The organism is Shigella sp. FC1567, assembly GCF_001743015.1.
In the GTDB taxonomy this organism is placed as follows: Bacteria; Pseudomonadota; Gammaproteobacteria; order Enterobacterales; family Enterobacteriaceae; genus Escherichia; species Escherichia coli.
The window spans coordinates 1-20,019 of record NZ_MIIV01000515.1 but is presented as its reverse complement, the minus strand read 5'-3'; the positions used below and the strand labels follow the sequence as shown (position 1 = coordinate 20,019).

18 protein-coding genes and 7 pseudogenes are annotated in these 20,019 nt (G+C 50.6%); 11 read left to right on the top strand and 14 right to left on the bottom strand.

The genetic code is table 11. The annotated features are described in order from the left end of the window. Positions 1-307: transposase (locus tag BHE85_RS23130; RefSeq protein WP_032219445.1), on the bottom strand; the 307-nt coding region annotated here is incomplete at its 3' end. 48 nt (positions 308-355) lie between these two features. Here BHE85_RS23130 and BHE85_RS23125 point away from each other — a divergent pair. Then, positions 356-475 (top strand): annotated as a pseudogene (locus tag BHE85_RS23125) (fimbrial protein); the annotation flags it as partial. 241 nt (positions 476-716) lie between these two features. On the opposite strand, the pseudogene BHE85_RS23120 reads toward BHE85_RS23125, so the two are convergent. Continuing rightward, positions 717-876, bottom strand: a pseudogene (locus BHE85_RS23120) (GntT/GntP/DsdX family permease); the annotation flags it as partial. A 384-nt stretch (positions 877-1,260) separates the two neighbouring features. Between BHE85_RS23120 and uxuA the strand changes: the two are divergent. The 3 genes and pseudogenes from uxuA to uxuR all read left to right on the top strand — a co-directional run bounded on the left by uxuA (position 1,261) and on the right by uxuR (position 4,974). Continuing rightward, complete coding sequence (gene uxuA / locus BHE85_RS23115) at positions 1,261-2,445, top strand: mannonate dehydratase (protein WP_000438559.1); 1,185 nt, start codon at positions 1,261-1,263, stop codon at positions 2,443-2,445. An 80-nt stretch (positions 2,446-2,525) separates the two neighbouring features. Next, a pseudogene (locus BHE85_RS23110) lies at positions 2,526-3,986 on the top strand (fructuronate reductase). A gap of 214 nt (positions 3,987-4,200) precedes the next feature. Next, positions 4,201-4,974: a Uxu operon transcriptional regulator gene (gene uxuR, locus BHE85_RS23105; protein WP_000833686.1), complete on the top strand. Its 774-nt coding sequence runs from the start codon at positions 4,201-4,203 to the stop codon at positions 4,972-4,974. Between the two features lie 140 nt (positions 4,975-5,114). Here uxuR and BHE85_RS23100 read toward each other — a convergent pair whose 3' ends face one another. Next, complete coding sequence (locus BHE85_RS23100) at positions 5,115-5,945, bottom strand: DUF2686 family protein (RefSeq protein WP_000062564.1); 831 nt, start codon at positions 5,943-5,945, stop codon at positions 5,115-5,117. Positions 5,946-6,182: 237 nt separating this feature from the next. On the opposite strand from BHE85_RS23100, the gene BHE85_RS28540 reads away from it, so the two are divergent. The 4 genes from BHE85_RS28540 (at position 6,183) to iraD (ending at position 7,009) form a co-directional block, all read left to right on the top strand. Beyond that, entirely contained in the window at positions 6,183-6,299 is a 117-nt protein-coding gene (locus BHE85_RS28540; protein ID WP_418356408.1) for a hypothetical protein, read from the top strand. After that, entirely contained in the window at positions 6,278-6,421 is a 144-nt protein-coding gene (ytiD, locus tag BHE85_RS28135) for a protein YtiD (protein WP_001329085.1), read from the top strand. Before BHE85_RS28540 ends, ytiD begins: the two co-directional genes overlap by 22 nt. Positions 6,422-6,536: 115 nt before the next feature. Beyond that, entirely contained in the window at positions 6,537-6,620 is an 84-nt protein-coding gene (gene idlP, locus BHE85_RS23095; protein WP_120795393.1) for an iraD leader peptide IdlP, read from the top strand. After that, positions 6,617-7,009, top strand: a complete 393-nt coding sequence (gene iraD / locus BHE85_RS23090; RefSeq protein WP_000986206.1) for an anti-adapter protein IraD — start codon at positions 6,617-6,619, stop codon at positions 7,007-7,009. The genes idlP and iraD overlap by 4 nt, the downstream gene beginning before the upstream one ends. On the opposite strand, the gene hypT is transcribed toward iraD, so the two are convergent. From hypT to BHE85_RS23070, 4 genes and pseudogenes are all read right to left on the bottom strand, one after another. Further along, on the bottom strand, positions 7,002-7,913 hold the full coding sequence (gene hypT, locus BHE85_RS23085; RefSeq protein WP_000340728.1) for a hypochlorite stress DNA-binding transcriptional regulator HypT: 912 nt from the start codon (positions 7,911-7,913) through the stop codon (positions 7,002-7,004). The genes iraD and hypT overlap by 8 nt on opposite strands. Positions 7,914-7,977: 64 nt before the next feature. Next, positions 7,978-9,150, bottom strand: coding sequence for a beta-aspartyl-peptidase (gene iadA, locus BHE85_RS23080; protein ID WP_000568435.1), 1,173 nt, complete (start codon positions 9,148-9,150; stop codon positions 7,978-7,980). 12 nt (positions 9,151-9,162) lie between these two features. Continuing rightward, a complete protein-coding gene (locus tag BHE85_RS23075; protein ID WP_000211971.1) occupies positions 9,163-9,624 on the bottom strand; it encodes a YjiG family protein in 462 nt (153 codons plus the stop codon). Continuing rightward, a pseudogene (locus BHE85_RS23070) lies at positions 9,621-10,303 on the bottom strand (nucleoside recognition domain-containing protein). Before BHE85_RS23070 ends, BHE85_RS23075 begins: the two are co-directional and overlap by 4 nt. 249 nt (positions 10,304-10,552) lie before the next feature. Here BHE85_RS23070 and kptA point away from each other — a divergent pair. Further along, positions 10,553-11,108, top strand: a pseudogene (gene kptA, locus BHE85_RS23065) (RNA 2'-phosphotransferase). 12 nt (positions 11,109-11,120) lie between these two features. Here kptA and BHE85_RS23060 read toward each other — a convergent pair. From BHE85_RS23060 to mdtM, 7 genes and pseudogenes are all read right to left on the bottom strand, one after another. Further along, the gene (locus tag BHE85_RS23060; RefSeq protein WP_001141185.1) at positions 11,121-12,293 is read right to left on the bottom strand and encodes an MFS transporter; all 1,173 of its coding nucleotides are present in this window, start codon (positions 12,291-12,293) and stop codon (positions 11,121-11,123) included. Positions 12,294-12,360: 67 nt separating this feature from the next. Beyond that, positions 12,361-13,332: an SdiA-regulated domain-containing protein gene (locus BHE85_RS23055; protein WP_000253426.1), complete on the bottom strand. Its 972-nt coding sequence runs from the start codon at positions 13,330-13,332 to the stop codon at positions 12,361-12,363. Further along, positions 13,286-13,543, bottom strand: coding sequence for a DUF3343 domain-containing protein (locus BHE85_RS23050; protein ID WP_000657676.1), 258 nt, complete (start codon positions 13,541-13,543; stop codon positions 13,286-13,288). Before BHE85_RS23050 ends, BHE85_RS23055 begins: the two co-directional genes overlap by 47 nt. After that, positions 13,540-14,308 (bottom strand): annotated as a pseudogene (yjiL, locus tag BHE85_RS23045) (putative 2-hydroxyacyl-CoA dehydratase activator YjiL). The gene BHE85_RS23050 and the pseudogene yjiL overlap by 4 nt, the downstream one beginning before the upstream one ends. A gap of 9 nt (positions 14,309-14,317) precedes the next feature. Continuing rightward, positions 14,318-15,343: pseudogene (locus tag BHE85_RS23040) on the bottom strand (double-cubane-cluster-containing anaerobic reductase). Between the two features lie 241 nt (positions 15,344-15,584). Beyond that, positions 15,585-16,865 (bottom strand): DUF445 domain-containing protein, encoded by a 1,281-nt coding sequence (locus tag BHE85_RS23035; RefSeq protein WP_001037377.1) that lies wholly within the window; start codon positions 16,863-16,865, stop codon positions 15,585-15,587. A gap of 40 nt (positions 16,866-16,905) precedes the next feature. Further along, positions 16,906-18,138 (bottom strand): multidrug efflux MFS transporter MdtM, encoded by a 1,233-nt coding sequence (gene mdtM, locus BHE85_RS23030; protein ID WP_001137006.1) that lies wholly within the window; start codon positions 18,136-18,138, stop codon positions 16,906-16,908. 466 nt (positions 18,139-18,604) lie between these two features. Here mdtM and BHE85_RS23025 point away from each other — a divergent pair, with 466 nt between their 5' ends. After that, the gene (locus BHE85_RS23025) at positions 18,605-19,609 is read left to right on the top strand and encodes an Rpn family recombination-promoting nuclease/putative transposase (RefSeq protein WP_000181157.1); all 1,005 of its coding nucleotides are present in this window, start codon (positions 18,605-18,607) and stop codon (positions 19,607-19,609) included. 103 nt (positions 19,610-19,712) lie between these two features. Next, positions 19,713-20,019 (top strand): transposase (locus BHE85_RS23015; protein ID WP_032219445.1); only part of this gene is annotated, 307 nt, incomplete at its 3' end.

Sequence of the window (20,019 nt, the reverse complement as noted above, 5' to 3'; positions counted from 1 at the left end):
CGAACTCCGCCTTCGCAAAATAAGCGGAAGCCTGGCGAAGGATATCGTTACTGCGGCGCAGTTCACGATTTTCACGTTCCAGCTCTTTCAGACGCTGACGTTCAGCGGTGGTGAGCCCGCCATCACCGCCTCCGGTATCCCGCTCATGCTGGCGTACCCAGACACGCAGAGTCTCCGGTGTACAGCCAATCTTTGGGGCAATGGAACAAATTGCCGCCCACTGTGAGTCATATTCGCCCTGACTTTCCAGAACCATACGAATCGCCCTCTGACGGACTTCGGGGGAAAAACGAGTATTTTTAGTCATCCTGTTTACCTCTTTCTCAGGGAGTTTAGTCTCCAGGATTCCCGGGGCGGTTCAGTAGGAACTTCGGCGGTAAGTCTGGGATTAACGGCAAATTACGCACGTACCGGAGGGCAGGTGACTGCAGGGAATGTGCAATCGATTATTGGCGTGACTTTTGTTTATCAATAAAGAAATCACAGGGCATTGCTAATGCAGTTACGCAATATTACCTGAAGCTAAAAACCTGCACGTTAGCCCTTTGTAGGCCAGATAAGACGCGTCAGCGTCGCATCTGGCATAAACAAAGCGCACTTTGCTGGTCTGTTCCCCTCACCCTAACCCTCTCCCCGGAGGGGCGAGGGGACTGTCCGGGCACATTTTTAGACTTTGTCATCAGTCAGAGCCTGCCATTGGCAGCTCTGGTGTTCTTTTACGCTACCTTGCTAATAATCAGCCCAACCACGGAGTTGACCAGTTCCAGCAGACCCCAGGTTTTCAACGTGTCTTTTACTGACAGGTCAAAATAATCTAAGAGGCATTGCTAATGCAGTGAATGTGTCTGAACCTGCGGTCGTTGTCAGTACCAGCATCAGACCAATGCCGAATACTACCCAGAGAATGTTAAGCACATGCATAACGTTTTACCTTACCTGGTTGAACCGTTGTTATTTTGGGCGACATGTTATGTAAATTGGTCAACCATTGTTGCGATGAATGTCACATCCTCTGATCAATAACCATCGATTACCTTTTGCTGCAATTTGCAGCAACAACCATGAGAGTGAAATTCTTGTGATTTGGTTAACCAATTTCAGGATTTGGGTTGATATATCTTACCAAAAGGTAGAACTTATACGCCATCTCATCCGATGCAACGCCACGGCTGCGGTCTGGTTGTTCATCCGGATACCTAAACAACTCCAAGGTTCCGCGTCTCTTTGCTGTGGAACCCACTATGTGAAAGAGGAAAAATCATGGAACAGACCTGGCGCTGGTACGGCCCAAACGATCTGGTTTCTTTAGCTGATGTCCGTCAGGCGGGCGCAACTGGCGTGGTTACCGCGCTGCACCATATCCCGAACGGCGAAGTATGGTCCGTAGAAGAGATCCTCAAACGCAAGGCGATCGTTGAAGACGCAGGCCTGGTGTGGTCTGTCGTAGAAAGCGTACCAATTCACGAAGATATCAAAACCCACACTGGCAACTATGAGCAGTGGATCGCTAACTATCAGCAGACTCTGCGCAACCTGGCGCAGTGCGGCATTCGCACCGTGTGCTACAACTTCATGCCGGTGCTCGACTGGACCCGTACTGACCTCGAATACGTGCTGCCAGACGGCTCCAAAGCTCTGCGCTTCGACCAGATCGAATTCGCTGCATTCGAAATGCATATCCTGAAACGTCCAGGCGCGGAAGCGGATTACACCGAAGAAGAAATTGCTCAGGCAGCTGAACGCTTCGCCACTATGAGCGATGAAGACAAAGCGCGTCTGACGCGTAACATCATTGCCGGTCTGCCGGGCGCGGAAGAAGGGTATACCCTCGACCAGTTCCGTAAGCACCTGGAGCTGTACAAAGATATCGATAAAGCGAAGCTGCGCGAAAACTTTGCCGTCTTCCTGAAAGCGATTATTCCAGTTGCTGAAGAAGTTGGCGTGCGTATGGCGGTTCACCCGGACGATCCGCCGCGCCCGATCCTCGGCCTGCCGCGCATTGTTTCCACCATTGAAGATATGCAGTGGATGGTTGATACCGTAAACAGCATGGCGAACGGTTTCACCATGTGCACCGGTTCCTACGGCGTGCGTGCTGACAACGATCTGGTTGATATGATCAAGCAGTTCGGTCCGCGTATTTACTTCACCCATCTGCGCTCCACCATGCGTGAAGATAACCCGAAAACCTTCCACGAAGCGGCGCACCTGAACGGTGACGTTGATATGTACGAAGTGGTGAAAGCGATTGTTGAAGAAGAACACCGTCGTAAAGCGGAAGGCAAAGAAGACCTGATCCCGATGCGTCCGGACCACGGTCATCAGATGCTGGACGACCTGAAGAAGAAAACCAACCCAGGTTACTCCGCAATTGGTCGTCTGAAAGGCCTGGCCGAAGTTCGCGGTGTCGAACTGGCGATCCAGCGCGCTTTCTTTAGCCGTTAATATCCACCGGCATGGCTGCGCGCCGTGCCGGTTCCTTCTTCCTTGCCGTCACTCTCTGAAGACGGATTCTGGAGTTTACGATGACTACTATTGTTGACAGCAATCTGCCGGTTGCCCGTCCGTCATGGGATCATTCTCGTCTGGAATCACGCATTGTGCATCTCGGTTGCGGGGCGTTTCACCGCGCACATCAGGCGCTGTATACCCATCATCTGCTGGAAAGCACCGACAGCGACTGGGGCATCTGCGAAGTTAACCTGATGCCAGGCAACGACCGCGTGCTGATCGAAAACCTGAAAAAACAGCAACTGCTGTACACCGTAGCGGAAAAAGGCGCAGAAAGCACCGAGCTGAAAATTATCGGTTCGATGAAAGAAGCGCTGCATCCGGAAATCGACGGCTGCGAAGGTATTCTCAACGCGATGGCGCGTCCGCAAACGGCGATTGTCTCTCTAACGGTCACGGAAAAAGGCTACTGCGCTGATGCGGCAAGCGGTCAACTGGATCTCAATAACCCGCTGATCAAGCACGATCTAGAAAACCCGACTGCGCCGAAGTCCGCGATTGGTTACATCGTCGAAGCCTTGCGTCTGCGTCGTGAAAAAGGGCTGAAAGCATTTACGGTGATGTCCTGCGATAACGTGCGTGAAAACGGTCATGTGGCGAAGGTCGCGGTACTGGGGCTGGCTCAGGCACGTGACCCGCAGCTGGCGGCATGGATTGAAGAGAACGTCACCTTCCCGTGCACCATGGTTGACCGCATCGTTCCGGCGGCGACGCCAGAAACCTTACAGGAAATTGCTGACCAGCTGGGTGTTTACGACCCGTGCGCCATTGCCTGCGAACCGTTCCGTCAGTGGGTGATTGAAGATAACTTCGTTAATGGTCGCCCGGACTGGGATAAAGTGGGCGCACAGTTCGTTGCAGACGTTGTGCCGTTCGAAATGATGAAGCTGCGTATGCTGAACGGCAGCCACTCTTTCCTGGCATACCTCGGTTACCTCGGCGGCTATGAAACTATTGCCGACACCATGACTAACCCGGATTATCGCAAAGCGGCCTTTGCCCTGATGATGCAGGAACAAGCGCCAACGCTGTCTATGCCGGAGGGTACGGACCTGAAGGCCTATGCGACGCTGCTGATCTAGCGTTTCAGCAACCCGTCTCTGCGTCACCGTACCTGGCAGATTGCGATGGACGGCAGCCAGAAGTTACCGCAGCGTCTGCTGGACCCGGTGCGTCTGCACCTGCAAAATGGCGGCAGCTGGCGTCACCTGGCGCTGGGCGTGGCTGGCTGGATGCGTTACACCCAGGGCGTGGATGAGCAGGGTAATGCCATTGACGTGGTCGACCCGATGCTGGCCGAGTTCCAGAAGATTAACGCGCAGTATCAGGGCGCAGACCGCGTGAAAGCGCTGCTGGGCCTGAGCGGTATTTTTGCCGATGATCTGCCGCAGAATGCCGACTTTGTTGGCGCGGTGACGGCGGCATATCAGCAGCTGTGCGAACGCGGTGCGCGCGAGTGTGTGGCTGCGCTGTAACTAACTGATTACCCTACAGACTTACTGGTCAATCAAACTGATATTTGGTTGACCAGTTTTCGTTTTTTTGCCCACCTGTACGTGCTAACTTCCAGTGCTAATGGTATAGTTTGAGATTAACGGGGGCCGTAAAATTGCCCGTTGTAGGCCGGATAAGGCGTTCACGCCGCATCCGGCAAAAATTTGATTAACCGCACCTAACGGACACAACACCATGAAATCTGCCACCTCTGCGCAAAGACCTTACCAGGAAGTCGGGGCGATGATCCGCGATCTGATCATAAAGACGCCGTACAATCCTGGCGAACGGCTGCCGCCGGAGCGTGAAATTGCAGAAATGCTTGATGTCACGCGGACGGTGGTACGTGAAGCGCTGATCATGCTGGAGATCAAAGGGCTGGTGGAAGTGCGCCGGGGTGCCGGTATCTATGTTCTTGATAGCTCAGGCAGCCACAACACAGACAGTCCGGATGCCAACGTCTGCAATGATGCCGGCCCCTTTGAATTGTTGCAGGCGCGACAGCTTCTTGAGAGCAACATCGCGGAATTTGCCGCCCTGCAGGCTACCCGCGAAGATATCGTCAAAATGCGTCAGGCATTGCAACTGGAAGAGCGTGAACTGGCTTCCAGCGCGCCGGGTAGCAGCGAAAGCGGTGACATGCAGTTCCATCTCGCCATTGCTGAAGCAACGCATAACAGCATGCTGGTGGAGTTATTCCGTCAGTCCTGGCAGTGGCGGGAAAACAATCCAATGTGGATCCAGTTGCACAGCCATCTGGATGACAGCCTGTATCGCAAAGAGTGGTTGGGCGATCACAAACAGATCCTTGCCGCGTTAATCAAAAAAGATGCCCGAGCGGCGAAGCTGGCAATGTGGCAGCATCTGGAAAACGTTAAGCAACGTCTGCTGGAATTCTCGAACGTTGACGATATTTATTTTGACGGCTATCTGTTTGATTCATGGCCGCTGGATAAAGTCGACGCCTGACTGATTATGATAAGCGCAAGGGTAAACGTTCCTTGCGCTTTCTTAAATTAAGAAGTCGCAATGAGTATTACTTTGTAAATTGCAGGGTATTGTTTAAATATCTATATAACCTGAATGTTAGTACTCATTCTTCTCAGTGGTTATTTGCCAATATAATTCCATTCACCATTTTTTAATTCAAACAGTTCTGGAAGAGATGACGGTTGCAGAGTCATGCGTTTGAGTGGCGCATCTTCATCACCGGGGATAACGTTATATCCCATTTTTGCATGGATCTCCGCGGTACCAGGATAGGCTTCTATACCAATTATTGGGTCATTTCCCATTCCAATATTAGCATTAAGTAATGCGGCAAGGGCGAATCCGGAAGAATTTGCCACCCCTGAGACAGTTATTATCTGATCAATATAGATATCAATTCTTGGCTGCTCATTGGTCCATCTTTTTGCCTGAGAAGCTGGAAGGGTTGAAATATATCCTATCGTGGTTCCGGCATAACCAGGAACATTGTAACCAGGGCCTAATGTTATTTCATGAACTGTATAGTCCTCAACAGGATCGAAAGGGCTCTTCATAAATAAATTTAGCCGTAAACCTTCTGCTAACTCTGTAGCAGCATGCGCCTTTTTACATATGCCACCATATATTTCGTCTAAAGCTGAGGTGATTTTCAAGTTTCGATAGAGCATACGTCCTGTTGTTGTAATACCATTGAATTCTCTGCATGTATCTGTCGCATAATTAAATGGCCAGGACTGTTTGCCAATATTAAGTTTTCTAATTTCGACAACGCTTTTTCCATCGTAATTATGGTTATTTCCACGAGTAAGAGGCAGAAGATAGATATTTTCCGTATCCATGCGTGTATATTCATATTCACGTGTTAACTTATTGTCGACTTTTGGATGATGAAGGAAGTGATTATCTGTAATAATTTGACTCTGAAGGGCATTGCTTAATGGCATAGACATAATAGTTACCTTTTATGAGTATTTCACCGATGTTTAGAAAAATAGATAAATTTTTCTGTAGTAAAAAAGAAGTAAAAAAATGACATGCATGTTTCTGTTGTAGTGATATCAACTCTACACGGTGATATTAAAGGGTAGGAAACACTCTAAAGTATCAAAAAACGCTCATTTGAAATTATTTTCATGCAATTAAAAAGCATATCTTATTACTAATTGGAATTTGATGTTGCTATATTGATGTCTATATTAATAATGCCTATGAATGGTATTTTTGATGTATTTGATATGTTATCAATTTATATTATTTACAAACTAATTGTTTCAAATAATACATGGCTGATTATGCGGAAATAAATAATTTCCCACCGGAATTAAGTAGCGGCGGTGACAAGTATTTTCATCTACGTAACTATTCGGAATATTCAGAATATACTAGCGGTTTTTTTTTGAGTTTGATGATTTTTATCAAATCATGACTTTTTTCCTGAAAAGTCAGTAGATATTCATAGGCAAGTAAGGTTTTATACTTTGCTGACAGGATTCAGGCCTGTCTCAGACTGACATGGATGTAATGAACAAAAGGGAATGGCTATGGAAAATGAGCATCAATACAGTGGTGCCCGGTGTTCAGGGCAAGCCGCATATGTTGCTAAACGTCAGGAGTGCGCAAAATGATGCGCCAATCACTTCAGGCTGTTTTACCTGAAATTTCAGGCAATAAAACGTCATTGCTGCGTAAATCGGTATGCAGCGATCTCCTCACTCTTTTTAATTCTCCTCATTCGGCATTACCGTCATTACTTGTTTCAGGCATGCCCGAGTGGCAAGTGCATAACCCGAGCGACAAACATCTCCAGAGCTGGTATTGCCGTCAGCTGCGTTCTGCACTGTTATTTCATGAGCCACGGATTGCGGCGTTGCAGGTTAATTTGAAAGAAGCGTACTGCCACACTCTGGCGATCAGCCTTGAGATAATGCTGTACCACGACGATGAACCGCTAACGTTTGATCTGGTCTGGGATAATGGCGGTTGGCGCAGTGCGACGCTTGAGAATGTCAGCTAAGCACAATCTCCAGCTCGCGCAGTTCACGCCAGAAGCGTTCGGCAACTGGATTCATGCGGGTATTCATACGGTATGCGTAGGCCTGAATCGGGATCACCAGTTCGTCCCGATTCAGCACAACGAGTTGCCCGCTGCGAATTTCTTGTTGGATGGCATACTCCGGCAGCCAGGCAATCCCACAGCCGTCGAGGGCAACCTGCTTTAATAGCTCGCTCATCGAAGAGACAAAAAAGGTGCTGAAACTTAACTCGCTGTGGCGCGTCAGGGTGCGATTAATCAATCGCCCCATGTAGGAGTTGCGGCTGTAATTCAGTAACGGAAAGTGTGGCTGCGCGAGGTTAAAAATTGCTTCTCCGTATTCGTCACTGGCGCAAACGGGGAACAATTGAGATTCAAATAAGCGAATGTGGTCAAACGGTGCTTCCAGCAAATCTTCGTCGTGAAAGGAAAAAATACAGTCACTTTGCCCTTCACGCAGTTTATCGACTGCTTCATCGACATCAATAGCTTCAATCGCCCAGGTAAAGAGCGGCGGCATCTGGCTGATAATGGACGGTAACAGACCGAGGGAAAGAGAGTGTGCAGCGGCTATCTTGATTTTACGTTGCGCGTAATCGCTGCCGCCACGCAGCTCTGCAAGGTTACTTTCTAACTGTTGCAACAGATGGCGGATCTGCGAATGGAAGATTTTCCCTTGTTCTGAGAGTTGCAGCGGCGTCACCTGGCGGTTAAACAATTCAACGCCAATCGCCTGTTCCAGCGCGCGGATGCGGCGGCTGAATGCCGGTTGCGAGACGTTACGACTGACTGCCGCCTGGGAAAAATTGCGGCATTTTTCCAGGGTCAGAAAATCATAAAGCCATTTGGTTTCAATATTATGCAAAACCGCACAACAGTCATCCATTACGTTTTACTCTGTCAGCCGCCCTTGCGGGCATTCTACGTCCATTAGGGCGGCTGACAACCGTTTAAGCCGTTTCAAACGTTCCTTTCACGCAGGCTTTGCCGTCTTTGACCATCAGTTTGCCGCGAGCATATACCTGCTCAATGCGCAATTCTGGCGTCATGACTAGTAAGTCTGCGTCATTGCCAGGCAGAATTTCGCCTTTCCCGCTCAGGTTAAGGAAACCGGCTACGCTACTGGTGAGCGGGCGCAGGGCATCGCTGATACTGAAATCATAGTCTTTGACCAGCACCTGCACGGTTTCCAGCAACGTTTCAAAACCTGCAACACCGATATGGGTTAAATTCCCTTCGTCATCGAAGAACGGCTGGCTACCGTTGCCGTCGGAGCTGAGGGTGACGCGTGCCAGCGGAATACCCGCCTGAACGGCGCGGGCAATACCTTCGGCAGGGGCGACCGGTTCGTCAATGCTGCTGGTGATATCGATGGTGCCGCCTTTGCGCGCGAACTCCAGCGCCTGCTCAAACAACGGTACGTTGCGGTTAACGTGGGTCGGCAGCAGCTTGCTGATCGGCACATCGCAGTTTTCCAGCAGGTCATAAATAGGCTGTAACGCCTTTTTACTGTCGCCCATGTGGAACACGGTGACGCCAGGTTTACTGCCGAGCAAACCGCCAACGCGGGATTCTGCCGCCATATTAGCCAGGTGATAAACGTCCGGTGCGGCAGAACGGTGATCAGAGATGGCGCATTTCACGCCAATCACACGATCGATAATCGCCACGTCTTTTTCCACGGAACCCGTAATAGTGCGGGAAGGGACATGATAAGCGCCGGTCAGCATCCAGGCGCTGATGCCTTCTTCATTGAGCGCACGGGTCTTGGCGAGCAGGGATTCCGGGTGGCGAGAGATAGAGTCGGTGCCCAGCAGACCAACCACTGACGTGACGCCCGCTTCCGTCAGGCGACTTAGCGCCACTTCCGGCGTGCGCGTCGTGGGACCTGCTTCGCCGCCACCGCCAATCAAATGGACGTGTTGATCAATAAAACCTGGGCAGAGGATCTGCCCACTGAGATCGACAACCGTGCAGTTCGGTACAATGTCAGAAGGGATATTGCTGGCAACGGCGATAATTTTGCCGTTAGCGACGAGGACATCGCAAATTCCCCGATCTTCCGGCGCATACAAATGCGCTCCCTGCAGCAGGGTAAAACCGGCTGCGGTATAATCAATCATGGTAACTCCTTGTTAAACAATAAGCTGCATAACCCAGATCGACAGCAATGCGTTAATCACGCAGACCGTAATGATATGCGGGTAATATTTGGCATTCACTTCGGCTGTCCCCAGGCAGCGACCGACATTTTGCACCGGGTTGCCCATTAAATACATCGCGGGCAGTAAAACGGTGACATCGTGACCGGTTAATGCGCCAGCGGTTGCCAGACTGGCGGCAACACCGACTGCGCCCCCCATACTCATTAATGCGGCTAAAAGGACGGTTGCCGCTTCACCGGGTAATCCCCACAGCGCCATTACGGGTTCACAGATATGCCCCACCCAGTCGAGCAGGCCGGTAATTTTCAGCGCCTGAATGATGACAAACGCCATCACCACGTTTGGCAGCAGGTTGGTCGTGGCGATAGTAAAGCCACGGCGCGCGCCATCGATAAACATATCCATGACGTTTTTGCGGACCTGAGTTGTCATGCTTGCGCTCCTTGCGTTGGGTTGCGACGTTCTTCGAAGTTAAGCCAGACGCGCAAAATGTTGGCTCCGACAAATTTAAACACCAGGATGACGGCTAAAGGTACGATTACGGACGTGCCCAGAAAGGCGAACACCGCGACGCCGGAAGAGAAGTAGTTGGTGATGATGGCGCTACCGCTGGTTTGATATGCGGCGAAAATCACTTTATCGCGTTCGGTAATTTCACCTTCCTGCGCCAGCTCTTTGGTCATACCGGCGGCGGCATCAGTGTTTTGCAAGTTAGCGATCAGCGCCAGCGAGCAGATCCCTGGAATGCCCAACAACGGTTTTAGCACAGGTGTCATTAACTGCTGCGCGGCGCGTAATCCACCAAGACCATCGGTAATTGAAATAATCCCCAGAGAGAGAATGACTGACGGTGCCAGCTCCAGCGCAAAGAGAAAGCCATCTTTAGCCCCCGCACCACCCGCGCCGCGAAATGAGGTGGTGGCTCCGTTCGCACCAGGCAGTTGCCCAAACGATCCGTTCAGAACGGAAAAATCAAAAACGCGCCACCAGCTGTCTGTTCCGGAAAAAACACCGGAAAAAAGATTATGGTGAGAAAAAAAGCCAGATACCCTTTAATGCCCACTTTTTCTGTCGCCAGCTCCCCGGCTACAGCATCCCCTTGTTGTGTCATAACAATCCCCATTGTTTTTTTGTGTTTGTGTGTTGCTTGAGCCAGGAAAATTCCTGGAACTGAAAAACCTTATCAGCCATGTGGGTATGGGGAAAATGCAAGTATGTTTCTGGCTATGCGTTTTTTGCATAGGGGAAACATTACGCTGTGTGGAAAAGGTTCTGCGCAGGATTGAGTTGCAGAAAATTCATAAACCCAGTGACAATGACATTGGTAAATAAAAACAGAAAATCCAGGGACGAAAACGAGATGGCAAAGCACAACGAAAAAGAGCTGGCGGATACGAGCAAGTTTTTAAGTTTTGTCCTCCGACACAAACCGGAGGCGATTGGTATCGTACTGGACCGTGAAGGATGGGCGGATATCGATAAGCTCATACTTTGTGCCCAAAAAGCGGGCAAGCGATTAACCCGTGCATTGCTGGATACCGTGGTCGCAACCAGCGATAAAAAGCGTTTTAGTTATTCCAGTGATGGTAGGTGCATCCGCGCGGTTCAGGGGCATTCGACTTCGCAGGTCGCTATTTCCTTTGCCGAAAAAACACCGCCACAGTTTCTCTACCACGGTACGGCAAGCCGTTTCCTTGACGAGATAAAAAAAACAGGGGCTGATTGCAGGGGATCGTCATTACGTGCATCTCTCTGCTGATGAAGCAACGGCACGCAAAGTGGGAGCAAGACACGGATCGCCGGTTGTCTTAACCGTCAAAGCACAGGAAATGGCGAAACGAGGCATTCCTTTCTGGCAAGCGGAAAACGGAGTCTGGCTGACATCAACGGTTGCGGTCGAATTTCTTGAGTGGTAAGGGAAACACTCCTCATGAAGTGACCACTTGCAGCTTAAATAATTGTACTGTGCTGATAAGCGCAGCAATAAACAACGCCGCCGCGCCGCAGAGAGTGGCGCCGGCAAGCGCCGATGTTCCATTGCCGAGCATACTGGTCAGCGCCGGGCCGAGGATTTGTCCAATGCCGTAAATGAGCGTCACAAAGCCTAAAAGATTGAGATTTCCCGGAACGCTCAGTTGGCGGGCGATAGTCATCACCAGAGATGTCGTGCCCATAAAGGTACCGCCAAAACCGATACTACTAATGATAAGCAAGAGAGGAGAGTCGCTGGCGAGAGTAAGCAGCACACTGATAGCCTGCACCAGCAAATTCGCCGTCAGGCAAGGCAAAGCCCCCCAACGTTTTGCTGCCCATAGCCAGCCAAAGCAGCCTGGCACAATTGATAAGCCGACTAACGTCCAGAGATGGGCGGTTAACAATGGTGAGCCTGCATCTTTCGCCATGAGCGGCAGGTAAGTCGCGACGATGATATAACCAAATCCCGCAAGGCCGTACAGAATAGCCAGTAACCACCAGCTCATTATCTGTTGCTCCGTTTTTGCCAATGGCATTGGTGCGATGGCGTGTTTTTTCGAGGGCATTAAAAGCGTAAGTGCAATCAGCATCATGCCAGAAAGCGCCCCGGCGCCTTGCCATAACGTTTGCGAGGAGAAGGCAAAATGCAGGCCTGCCAGAACATATTCGTTGCCCAGTGCAATGCCAACGCCAGAAAACAAAGCTGCCAGCACAAAAGGATGGCGCGTGTGCTGCATAATCAGCGTCGAACCAAAAATCAGCATACCGGCGCTGGCGACACCCGCCAGGAAGCGAATCAATAACACCAGAATAAATGGCGGCAACCATGCCATTGCGAGGATCAACAACCCTCTCGCCAGGGCAGAAACCAACAGAAATGGGCGTAGGCGCGACGGCTGGTGAAATGCGCCAAACGAAAATAGCAGACTGCCAGCCAGATACCCCGCATAGTTGCCGCTGGCAATCCACGAGAGCTGGCTAAATGAAAACGCCCCTTCCGCCATAATGACGGGCAACATAGGCGTATAAAGGAAGCGACCTAATCCCATACCTAGGGTCAGAACCAGCATCCCGAAAAGCGCGGTGCTGAAAGAAAAGCGTTCTACGGGATGCGAGGACGAAGGCATGTTTAACCTTGTATGTCATTTTTGTTGTTAACAAGTTAATAACAAAAAGGTGAAATATGCCAGCCTGTTAATGCGATGATTTAGGGGTAAAGCGATAAAAACGATTTGGTTCGCTAACGATATAAATATTACCAGAGGCATCCATCGCAATCCCTTCGGCCTGTTTGATGTTATGCGACAAACCTCGACTACCTTTGGTTAGTGATATTTCACCGATAACCTCGCCAACCAGGGTTACTTCCTGGAGTGCGCGAGATTCATGAGACAGCACCAGAAGCGTATTTTTTTGCTGGTTAAATTCTGCGCCGGACACATCATCTAAAGTAAATTGCCGTTGTAGTGCCTCGTCTTTGCTGATGTGTAATTCATTGCTACTTAACAGCCCGTTAACTTTGTAGACCTCAATCGGATTTTTCTCTTTAAAAAACCAGAAAGTGTGATCCTGGCGAGAATAAGCTAACCCTTCAAAACCGCAATTGGTTGGGGAGTCTTGCAGCGGGATTTTTATTTTTTTGAGGATTTTTACTTCCGAGTTTGGGGTCAGTGAAATCACATAAATGGCGTAATCGCGCTCATCGCTAATGACAAACTGATTATCGCCAATGTATTCGATCGTCTCGAGATCCTTAACAAAATCCAGAGGAATTGTGCGGATAAAATCACCATTGGTGGTCATTTCAACAATGGCGGCAGGTTTGTTGATAGTGCTAAAAAGAGTATTGCTTTGTGCCGACCAGGTCAGCGAAGAGATATTATTCGTTATGCCTGCAATTTCTTTGCCGTCAATGGTGGCGTGGTAATTCTGAAATGATGCTGCATGATTGCTTTTACGGGCGCAAGATTGCACGAAGAAAGTACACACTGCCACAATGGCAAAAAGAATCACAATAACGGAGATGCGTTTACTTAACGAAATACTTTTTGTCACGGTAATCCCTTTAAGGCAAATCAATAAGATATCGAGAAGTATACGTAGCGACCTTAATGAATCCTTAACGCGGAGAAACCCGGTAATGTGCAATGCAGCGCCAGACACCATCCTGCTGGCAATAAATTGACTCAGTCAGCCCAGGGATCACCCATTGTATTTCTTCGCCGGGGGGACAGGTCAGCCAAATGCATAACCCGCAGCCGCCGCGTAAATCACGGGGAATATCGCTGACGCGAAAAGTCATGCCCGCTGCCTGCAACGCTTTGCGAGTTTGTATGACGCCGACTGTGGAGTGAAATAAAAATAAAAACTCTTTCATCGGCGTGTCCTCACTCGTTGACCAATTACCGCCGCGCCAATTGCGCCAGCAAATTGCGCATCAGGATGGGTATTTACCGGCATTCCCAGGTGAGATTCCAGCATCCGGGCAAACGTCTGGCAATGACTAACGCCACCAGTAAACAGAATCGGCGCTTCACAGGAGAGACGAGCAATGAAATTGGCACTCCTCCGCGCCATCGCGTTAATCACTCCGGCGAGAATCGCTTCTGGCGCGACGCCCGCTGAGCGCAGGCTGATCACTTCTGATTCGGCAAACACTGTGCACATACTCGTGATGGCATGCGGCGTGACATTTTCGGTAATGCTGTCGAGTTGCTCGACGCTGGTGCCAAGCGTGCGCGAGATCACTTCCAGGAAACGCCCGGTGCCCGCCGCGCATTTGTCATTCATCAGGAAATCGCACAGGTTACCGTCATCATCAAGCTGAATCACTTTGCTGTCCTGACCACCGATGTCGATTACCGCGCAGCGTTGCTGGCGCAAGAAACCGTGCGCCCAGCCCGTGACAGGAGATTTCCGTCACTTGTTTATCGGCAAAATCCACCAGTTGCCGTCCATAGCCGGTGAGCGTCAGAAACGGCGTTGTCTCTAACCCTTCGCGCAGAGTTTCCCAGGCTTCAGTAATTGCTGTTGCCGGACGAAAGGGTGTTGGAACGAGGAAACGGCGCGTAATCACGCCGTCTGCCAGTAAGATCCCTTTGGTGGCGGTAGAACCAGAATCAATGCCAATCGAATATGTCACTGCCACTCCTTACAGCATCTCAATAAAGGCCGCGACACGGGTACTGAGCTGCCCGACATCTGAGGTGGAGTAGTCTGTTTCAATAGCGATATAAGGAATGTTGTGCTGCTGACGCACATGACGTTTAATCGCCAGCGATTCCACCGCGTAGGTATGGCACGCCTGCAAAATCACATCAACTACGCCATCGACCTGATATTCTTCCACCATCTGGCTGAGCATTTGCAGGCGCTGATCGTTCGGCGAAACACAGGAGCAGCCAATCGCCAGATATTTATCCGCCAGCGCGTCGTAGACATCGCCCGTTTCCGCCACGCATTAGCTCGGTCGCTTTCGCCCCAGTGCAGTTTTCATAACCGACAACCCAGCCGCCATTCTCTTCAATCGCCCGCACCACTTTTTCTGCTGCGCCGCCAATCGGCAGCCGGTGATTAAAATGCGTGGACGCGGGTCCAGTCGCTGGCCTTCTTCCCACTGCTGACGAACGCGGGCGGTCATTGCATCCAGTTCATTGATCAACGCCTCTTTATCGAACCGGAAGGTTGCGCCGTAGACCACTTTCAGAATGTCGCTGCCGCTAAGCGCCGGAGGATTTAACTGCCCAAGATGATAAAAATTGGCCAGTGCGCGACGTTCGCGGTTTTTCAGCGCAATGGCATCGCGCAGAGCATCTTCGCTAATCTCGTGCCCAAAACGTTCTTCTACCGTTTTTTGCAAGCGCAGCATCTCGGCTTTCCATAACGCACGCGAGGCATCGTCCTTAACGCTGTTCGGCAACTGCATCACATGAACGGGCTTAAACTCCGCCATGTATTCATACATTTTCTTTTTGCCGTCGCAGGTGGTTTCACCGACCACCAGATCCGAAAAGTAGAAGTAGGGGCATTTATCGGTTTTGCCGAAGCCGTAGCTGCTTTTAATCAGCGGGCAGAGGTTGCGCGGCAGATCTTTCTCCGCTTCTTCAATGGTTTCATCAGAGGTAGAACAGAGCGAAACCACAACCGCACCGGCTGCCATCGGGATCTCTTGCGGCATAAAGGTGCAGTAAGTGCCAACCAGCGGAATGCCGCGCTCCTTGAGATCCATGACGGTGAGAAAGCCTTTCTGGCGAGCTTCAGAGAACTGATCGAAAATGGCGGGTAGATCGGTGATAAGTGACATGATTTTCCTTCCCCGTACCACGGGAGATAATGAAAAGAGGCCACATTATTACCATTCTTTTAGTGTGGTTTATTTGATCTCTCTCGCGGTTAGCCACTTAGTTTTTCATGGATTTCTAAAAATTGCTGAGGGGGAACAAGGCCGGGAGCTGCGACAACAAATATAAAATTAGCCCAATACAACCGCCAACCAGCGTACCGTTGACACGGATAAACTGCAGATCTTTGCCGATATTTAACTCGATTTGCCGCGACATATCCCGAGCATCCCAGCTTTTTACTGTATCGCTGATGTGGCGCGTCAGGAATGCGGAAAACTCAGGCGCGACGCGGTGCGCGGCTTGTTCCAGGTGACCATTTAACGATGCCCGCAAGGCATCATCGGCAATTAACGTTTCGCCAAACCATTGACCCGCCCGCGCGATACGTTCTTTCACACGAGAATCTTCACTGTTGATATCCGCTTTCAGCCATTCCCGTAAATCCCCCCACAATTCACTGAGATAGCGGTTAAAAGCTTCATCTTCTTTCAGATAACTTTTTACGGCATCGGCTCGCGCTGCCATTTCTGGATCGTTTTTCAGCTTGTCGATCAGGGCAAAAGTGGCGCGATCAAACGCATGACGGATCTGATGCGCACGATCGCGGCTGATATCATCAAGCAAAGAATTCACCGCGTCAGAAACCAACTCCGCGCTATGTTCGCCCAGCCATTCAGTAGGCAAAATTTTGGCTTTCAGCGGATGCTCGCTCTCCAGCCAGCGAACAATTTGCTGGGCAATAAACTTGCGCGATTTATCGCGCTGGAGAAGGGCGATCAACTGTGCGATCAGCGTATCGAGCAGCACCTGATGACGATCGTTTTTGGTCATACTCTCCAGCATCAACGCACTGGTTCCGGAAAGATCGACCTTATCAATCGCCCGATGGACCGCGCGCTTAAGCAGGCGCTGAATACGCGCATCATCGGTCAGTTCAAGAAAACCGCTCATGATCTGCAACAGATGCTGACCAACGCGGCGGGCGTTCTCCGGCTGACTAAACCAGTTGCCAATCAACAACGCCGGTTCGTGACGTCGAATCAATGCCACCAGCGACTGGGTATCGAGAAATTTTTCCTGCACGAACTGACCGAGATTTTCGCCAATCCGGTCTTTATTACGCGGGATAATCGCCGTATGACGAGAAATGATCGGAATCGGCACGCGGCGAAACAGCGCCACCACCGCAAACCAGTCCGCCAGCGCGCCGACCATCGCCGCTTCAGCAATCGCCTTCACGCCGCTCACCCAAAAATTGGGCGGCAAAAACAGCGTAACGACAAAGGTAGCAGCGGCGATAAGCAGTAAAGAGAGCGCCAACATTTTGGCGCGTCTGAGTTCAATGAGTTTATTCATAACGTTAAGAATAGAGCCTGACGGCAGGATCGCGCAAAAATCACCGCTCCTCCGCCAGCTCGGCAGCCTGATGTTGGCGCACGCGATTAAGCAATCCTGCCAGGGTGAAAACGACGATAACGCCCGCCACGACGGCTAACAGATGAAACGGCAAGCGACCGCCGTTAAACCACAGCCAGCGGCCGATTTCGACCGAGACAGACATCACCATCAGGATCACCATATTCAGCGATGCGGAGACGGTCCCTTTCGGTAAGTTATTGGAAAAAAGCGTAAAGCGGAATAAGGTCGGGAAGATCAAACCAATCCCGAAAGCATACAAACTGGTGCCCAGCACCGACCACAGCCAGACGTGCGGTGACAGCAGATTGCCGATAATCAACAGCGCGAGGCCGACCAGTTGAATGGGTACAGCACGCCAGATAAAGCGCGGTTCGGTCGGATCTTTAACGAAACGCGCCACGATGGCATTCGCGACAATCACCGCGCCGAACACCGGAACCTGTGTCCAGGCGAACTGCGAAGTTGTTAAGCTGCCCGCGTCGATCAGGATCACCGGCGAGACAGCCACCCAACTCATCATTGGGATATAGCTTAAAGAGATGGTTGCTGCGCCAAAGAGGAACAGCCGATTGCAAAAGACATTACGAAAATCGCGAAAGACGCTTTTGGCGCTAAATGGAACCGCGCCGCGCTTCACCGTCTCTGGCATCGCCAGCAGTAAGCCAACAAATGAGATAAAACCCATAACTGCAATGATGGCAAAAAGGACTTTCCAGTGCACAAAGTGCATCAGAGCTGCGCCGGAAAGCGGGCCAATAATCGGCGCAATCAGTACGATGGAGGTGATAATCGCCATCAACTTGATCCCTTTTGTCTGGCCGAACGCCTCCTGCACCGTGACATAACCAACGGTGGCAATAAAACAGATACTGGTGCCCTGAATTGCACGCGCGATAAGAAACTGTGTCATAGACGTTGTGAACATTGTCGCAGCGCAGGCAAGGGTAAATATTAGCGCCCCGGTAATCAGCACCGGCCTGCGGCCAATCCTGTCGGAAAGCGGCCCCAGCAGCCACTGTAACGCCATACCGCCCGCGAGATAGAGACTGACGGCTGCCGGGGCCAGACTGACATCGGCATTAAAATCACGGACCACATTAATGATCCCCGGCTGGATCAGATCCGTCGACAGGTACGCGGCAAAGTCATACAAAATCAACGCCATCGGGAAAAACAGCGTGGCGGCATGGCGGGCAAAAAAACGTGGCATAACAAACAACTCCTTGTTCGGAGAACCCCAACGGGGAAAACGAAATTCAATACCGTCGGTAATGACGAAAGGCAGGCGAGAAGGGCAACGAGACTGCAAATGTACTGAATTTCATGTAATCAACCACACTGCCTGTGAACACACAGACAGAGAAATACCTTCTGACTCCAGGTCAGAATGTATAACGATTACAAATAGTCATCAGCACATTACACCTCTTTAATTGATGGGTTGCATAGAAAATATACACCTTAAGTGTAATTAAAATTTGCGGTTAATCAAAAGAGCGCGGTGGAAAGGGGAATATCTGCCGGGTACAGGAAATGTAAAACGCGAGCCTGTTTCCGGAAAAATGTATCGTTTGCAGACGCCTGGAAAGCACCTCGGGGAACGAGAAATTGCCGGGTGAGAATGGTTTTGTTAGTCGCTAAAGTCGGGCCATCTTATCTACAGGTGACGGATCGCCATGACAAACTTCACGACCAGCACGCCACATGACGCATTATTTAAATCCTTTCTCACTCACCCTGACACCGCGCGGGATTTTATGGAGATCCACTTACCCAAAGATTTACGTGAACTGTGCGATCTCGACAGCTTAAAACTGGAATCCGCCAGCTTTGTCGATGAAAAATTGCGGGCGCTACACTCCGATATTCTGTGGTCGGTAAAGACCCGTGAAGGTGATGGTTATATTTACGTAGTGATTGAACATCAGAGCCGCGAGGATATTCATATGGCATTTCGCCTGATGCGATATTCCATGGCGGTGATGCAGCGCCATATCGAGCATGATAAACGCCGGCCGCTACCGCTGGTTATCCCGATGCTGTTTTATCACGGTAGCCGTAGTCCTTACCCCTGGTCCCTGTGCTGGCTGGACGAATTTGCCGCCCCGACTACCGCACGGAAACTTTATAGCGCAGCGTTCCCGCTGGTGGATGTCACTGTCGTGCCAGACGACGAGATTGTGCAGCATCGCAGAGTCGCCCTGTTGGAGTTGATCCAAAAGCATATTCGCCAGCGCGATTTGATGGGGCTTATTGACCAACTGGTAGTATTACTGGTTACAGAGTGTGCTAATGACAGCCAGATAACTGCGCTGTTAAATTACATTTTACTGACTGGCGATGAAGCGCGTTTTAAGGCGTTTATCAGCGAACTTACCAGGCGAATGCCACACCACAGGGAGCGAATAATGACAATTGCAGAGCGAATTCATAATGATGGATGGCTGTTGGGAAGGGAGAGGGGGAGGAAAGAAGGGAAAGTAGAAGGGGAACGGAGCCTCCTCCGATTGTTGTTGCAGAATGGGGCCGATCCTGAATGGATACAACGATATACCGGACTTTCGGCAGAGCAAATGCAGGCATTAGATCTGAAGTGGCACACTGAATTTGGCCACCTGAACAGAGGTGATATGCTCACCTCAGAACAACACAGGTGCTCCAATGAAAAAAAGAAATTTTAGCGCAGAGTTTAAACGCGAATCCGCTCAACTGGTTGTTGACCAGAAATACTGAACCGCCCCGGGAATCCTGGAGACTAAACTCCCTGAGAAAGAGGTAAACAGGATGACTAAAAATACTCGTTTTTCCCCCGAAGTCCGTCAGAGGGCGATTCGTATGGTTCTGGAAAGTCAGGGCGAATATGACTCACAGTGGGCGGCAATTTGTTCCATTGCCCCAAAGATTGGCTGTACACCGGAGACTCTGCGTGTCTGGGTACGCCAGCATGAGCGGGATACCGGAGGCGGTGATGGCGGGCTCACCACCGCTGAACGTCAGCGTCTGAAAGAGCTGGAACGTGAAAATCGTGAACTGCGCCGCAGTAACGATATCCTTCGCCAGGCTTCCGCTTATTTTGCGAAGGCGGAGTTCG

Bases quoted from the DNA above. Each gene is read 5' to 3' on its own strand.
- uxuA (WP_000438559.1), top strand. From the start codon at position 1,261: ATGGAACAGACCTGGCGCTGGTACGGCCCAAACGATCTGGTTTCTTTA.
- uxuR (WP_000833686.1), top strand. From the start codon at position 4,201: ATGAAATCTGCCACCTCTGCGCAAAGACCTTACCAGGAAGTCGGGGCG.
- BHE85_RS23100 (WP_000062564.1), bottom strand. From the start codon at position 5,945: ATGTCTATGCCATTAAGCAATGCCCTTCAGAGTCAAATTATTACAGAT.
- BHE85_RS28540 (WP_418356408.1), top strand. From the start codon at position 6,183: ATGTCTATATTAATAATGCCTATGAATGGTATTTTTGATGTATTTGAT.
- ytiD (WP_001329085.1), top strand. From the start codon at position 6,278: ATGGCTGATTATGCGGAAATAAATAATTTCCCACCGGAATTAAGTAGC.
- idlP (WP_120795393.1), top strand. From the start codon at position 6,537: ATGGAAAATGAGCATCAATACAGTGGTGCCCGGTGTTCAGGGCAAGCC.
- iraD (WP_000986206.1), top strand. From the start codon at position 6,617: ATGATGCGCCAATCACTTCAGGCTGTTTTACCTGAAATTTCAGGCAAT.
- hypT (WP_000340728.1), bottom strand. From the start codon at position 7,913: ATGGATGACTGTTGTGCGGTTTTGCATAATATTGAAACCAAATGGCTT.
- iadA (WP_000568435.1), bottom strand. From the start codon at position 9,150: ATGATTGATTATACCGCAGCCGGTTTTACCCTGCTGCAGGGAGCGCAT.
- BHE85_RS23075 (WP_000211971.1), bottom strand. From the start codon at position 9,624: ATGACAACTCAGGTCCGCAAAAACGTCATGGATATGTTTATCGATGGC.
- BHE85_RS23060 (WP_001141185.1), bottom strand. From the start codon at position 12,293: ATGCCTTCGTCCTCGCATCCCGTAGAACGCTTTTCTTTCAGCACCGCG.
- BHE85_RS23055 (WP_000253426.1), bottom strand. From the start codon at position 13,332: ATGGTGTCTGGCGCTGCATTGCACATTACCGGGTTTCTCCGCGTTAAG.
- BHE85_RS23050 (WP_000657676.1), bottom strand. From the start codon at position 13,543: ATGAAAGAGTTTTTATTTTTATTTCACTCCACAGTCGGCGTCATACAA.
- BHE85_RS23035 (WP_001037377.1), bottom strand. From the start codon at position 16,865: ATGAATAAACTCATTGAACTCAGACGCGCCAAAATGTTGGCGCTCTCT.
- mdtM (WP_001137006.1), bottom strand. From the start codon at position 18,138: ATGCCACGTTTTTTTGCCCGCCATGCCGCCACGCTGTTTTTCCCGATG.
- BHE85_RS23025 (WP_000181157.1), top strand. From the start codon at position 18,605: ATGACAAACTTCACGACCAGCACGCCACATGACGCATTATTTAAATCC.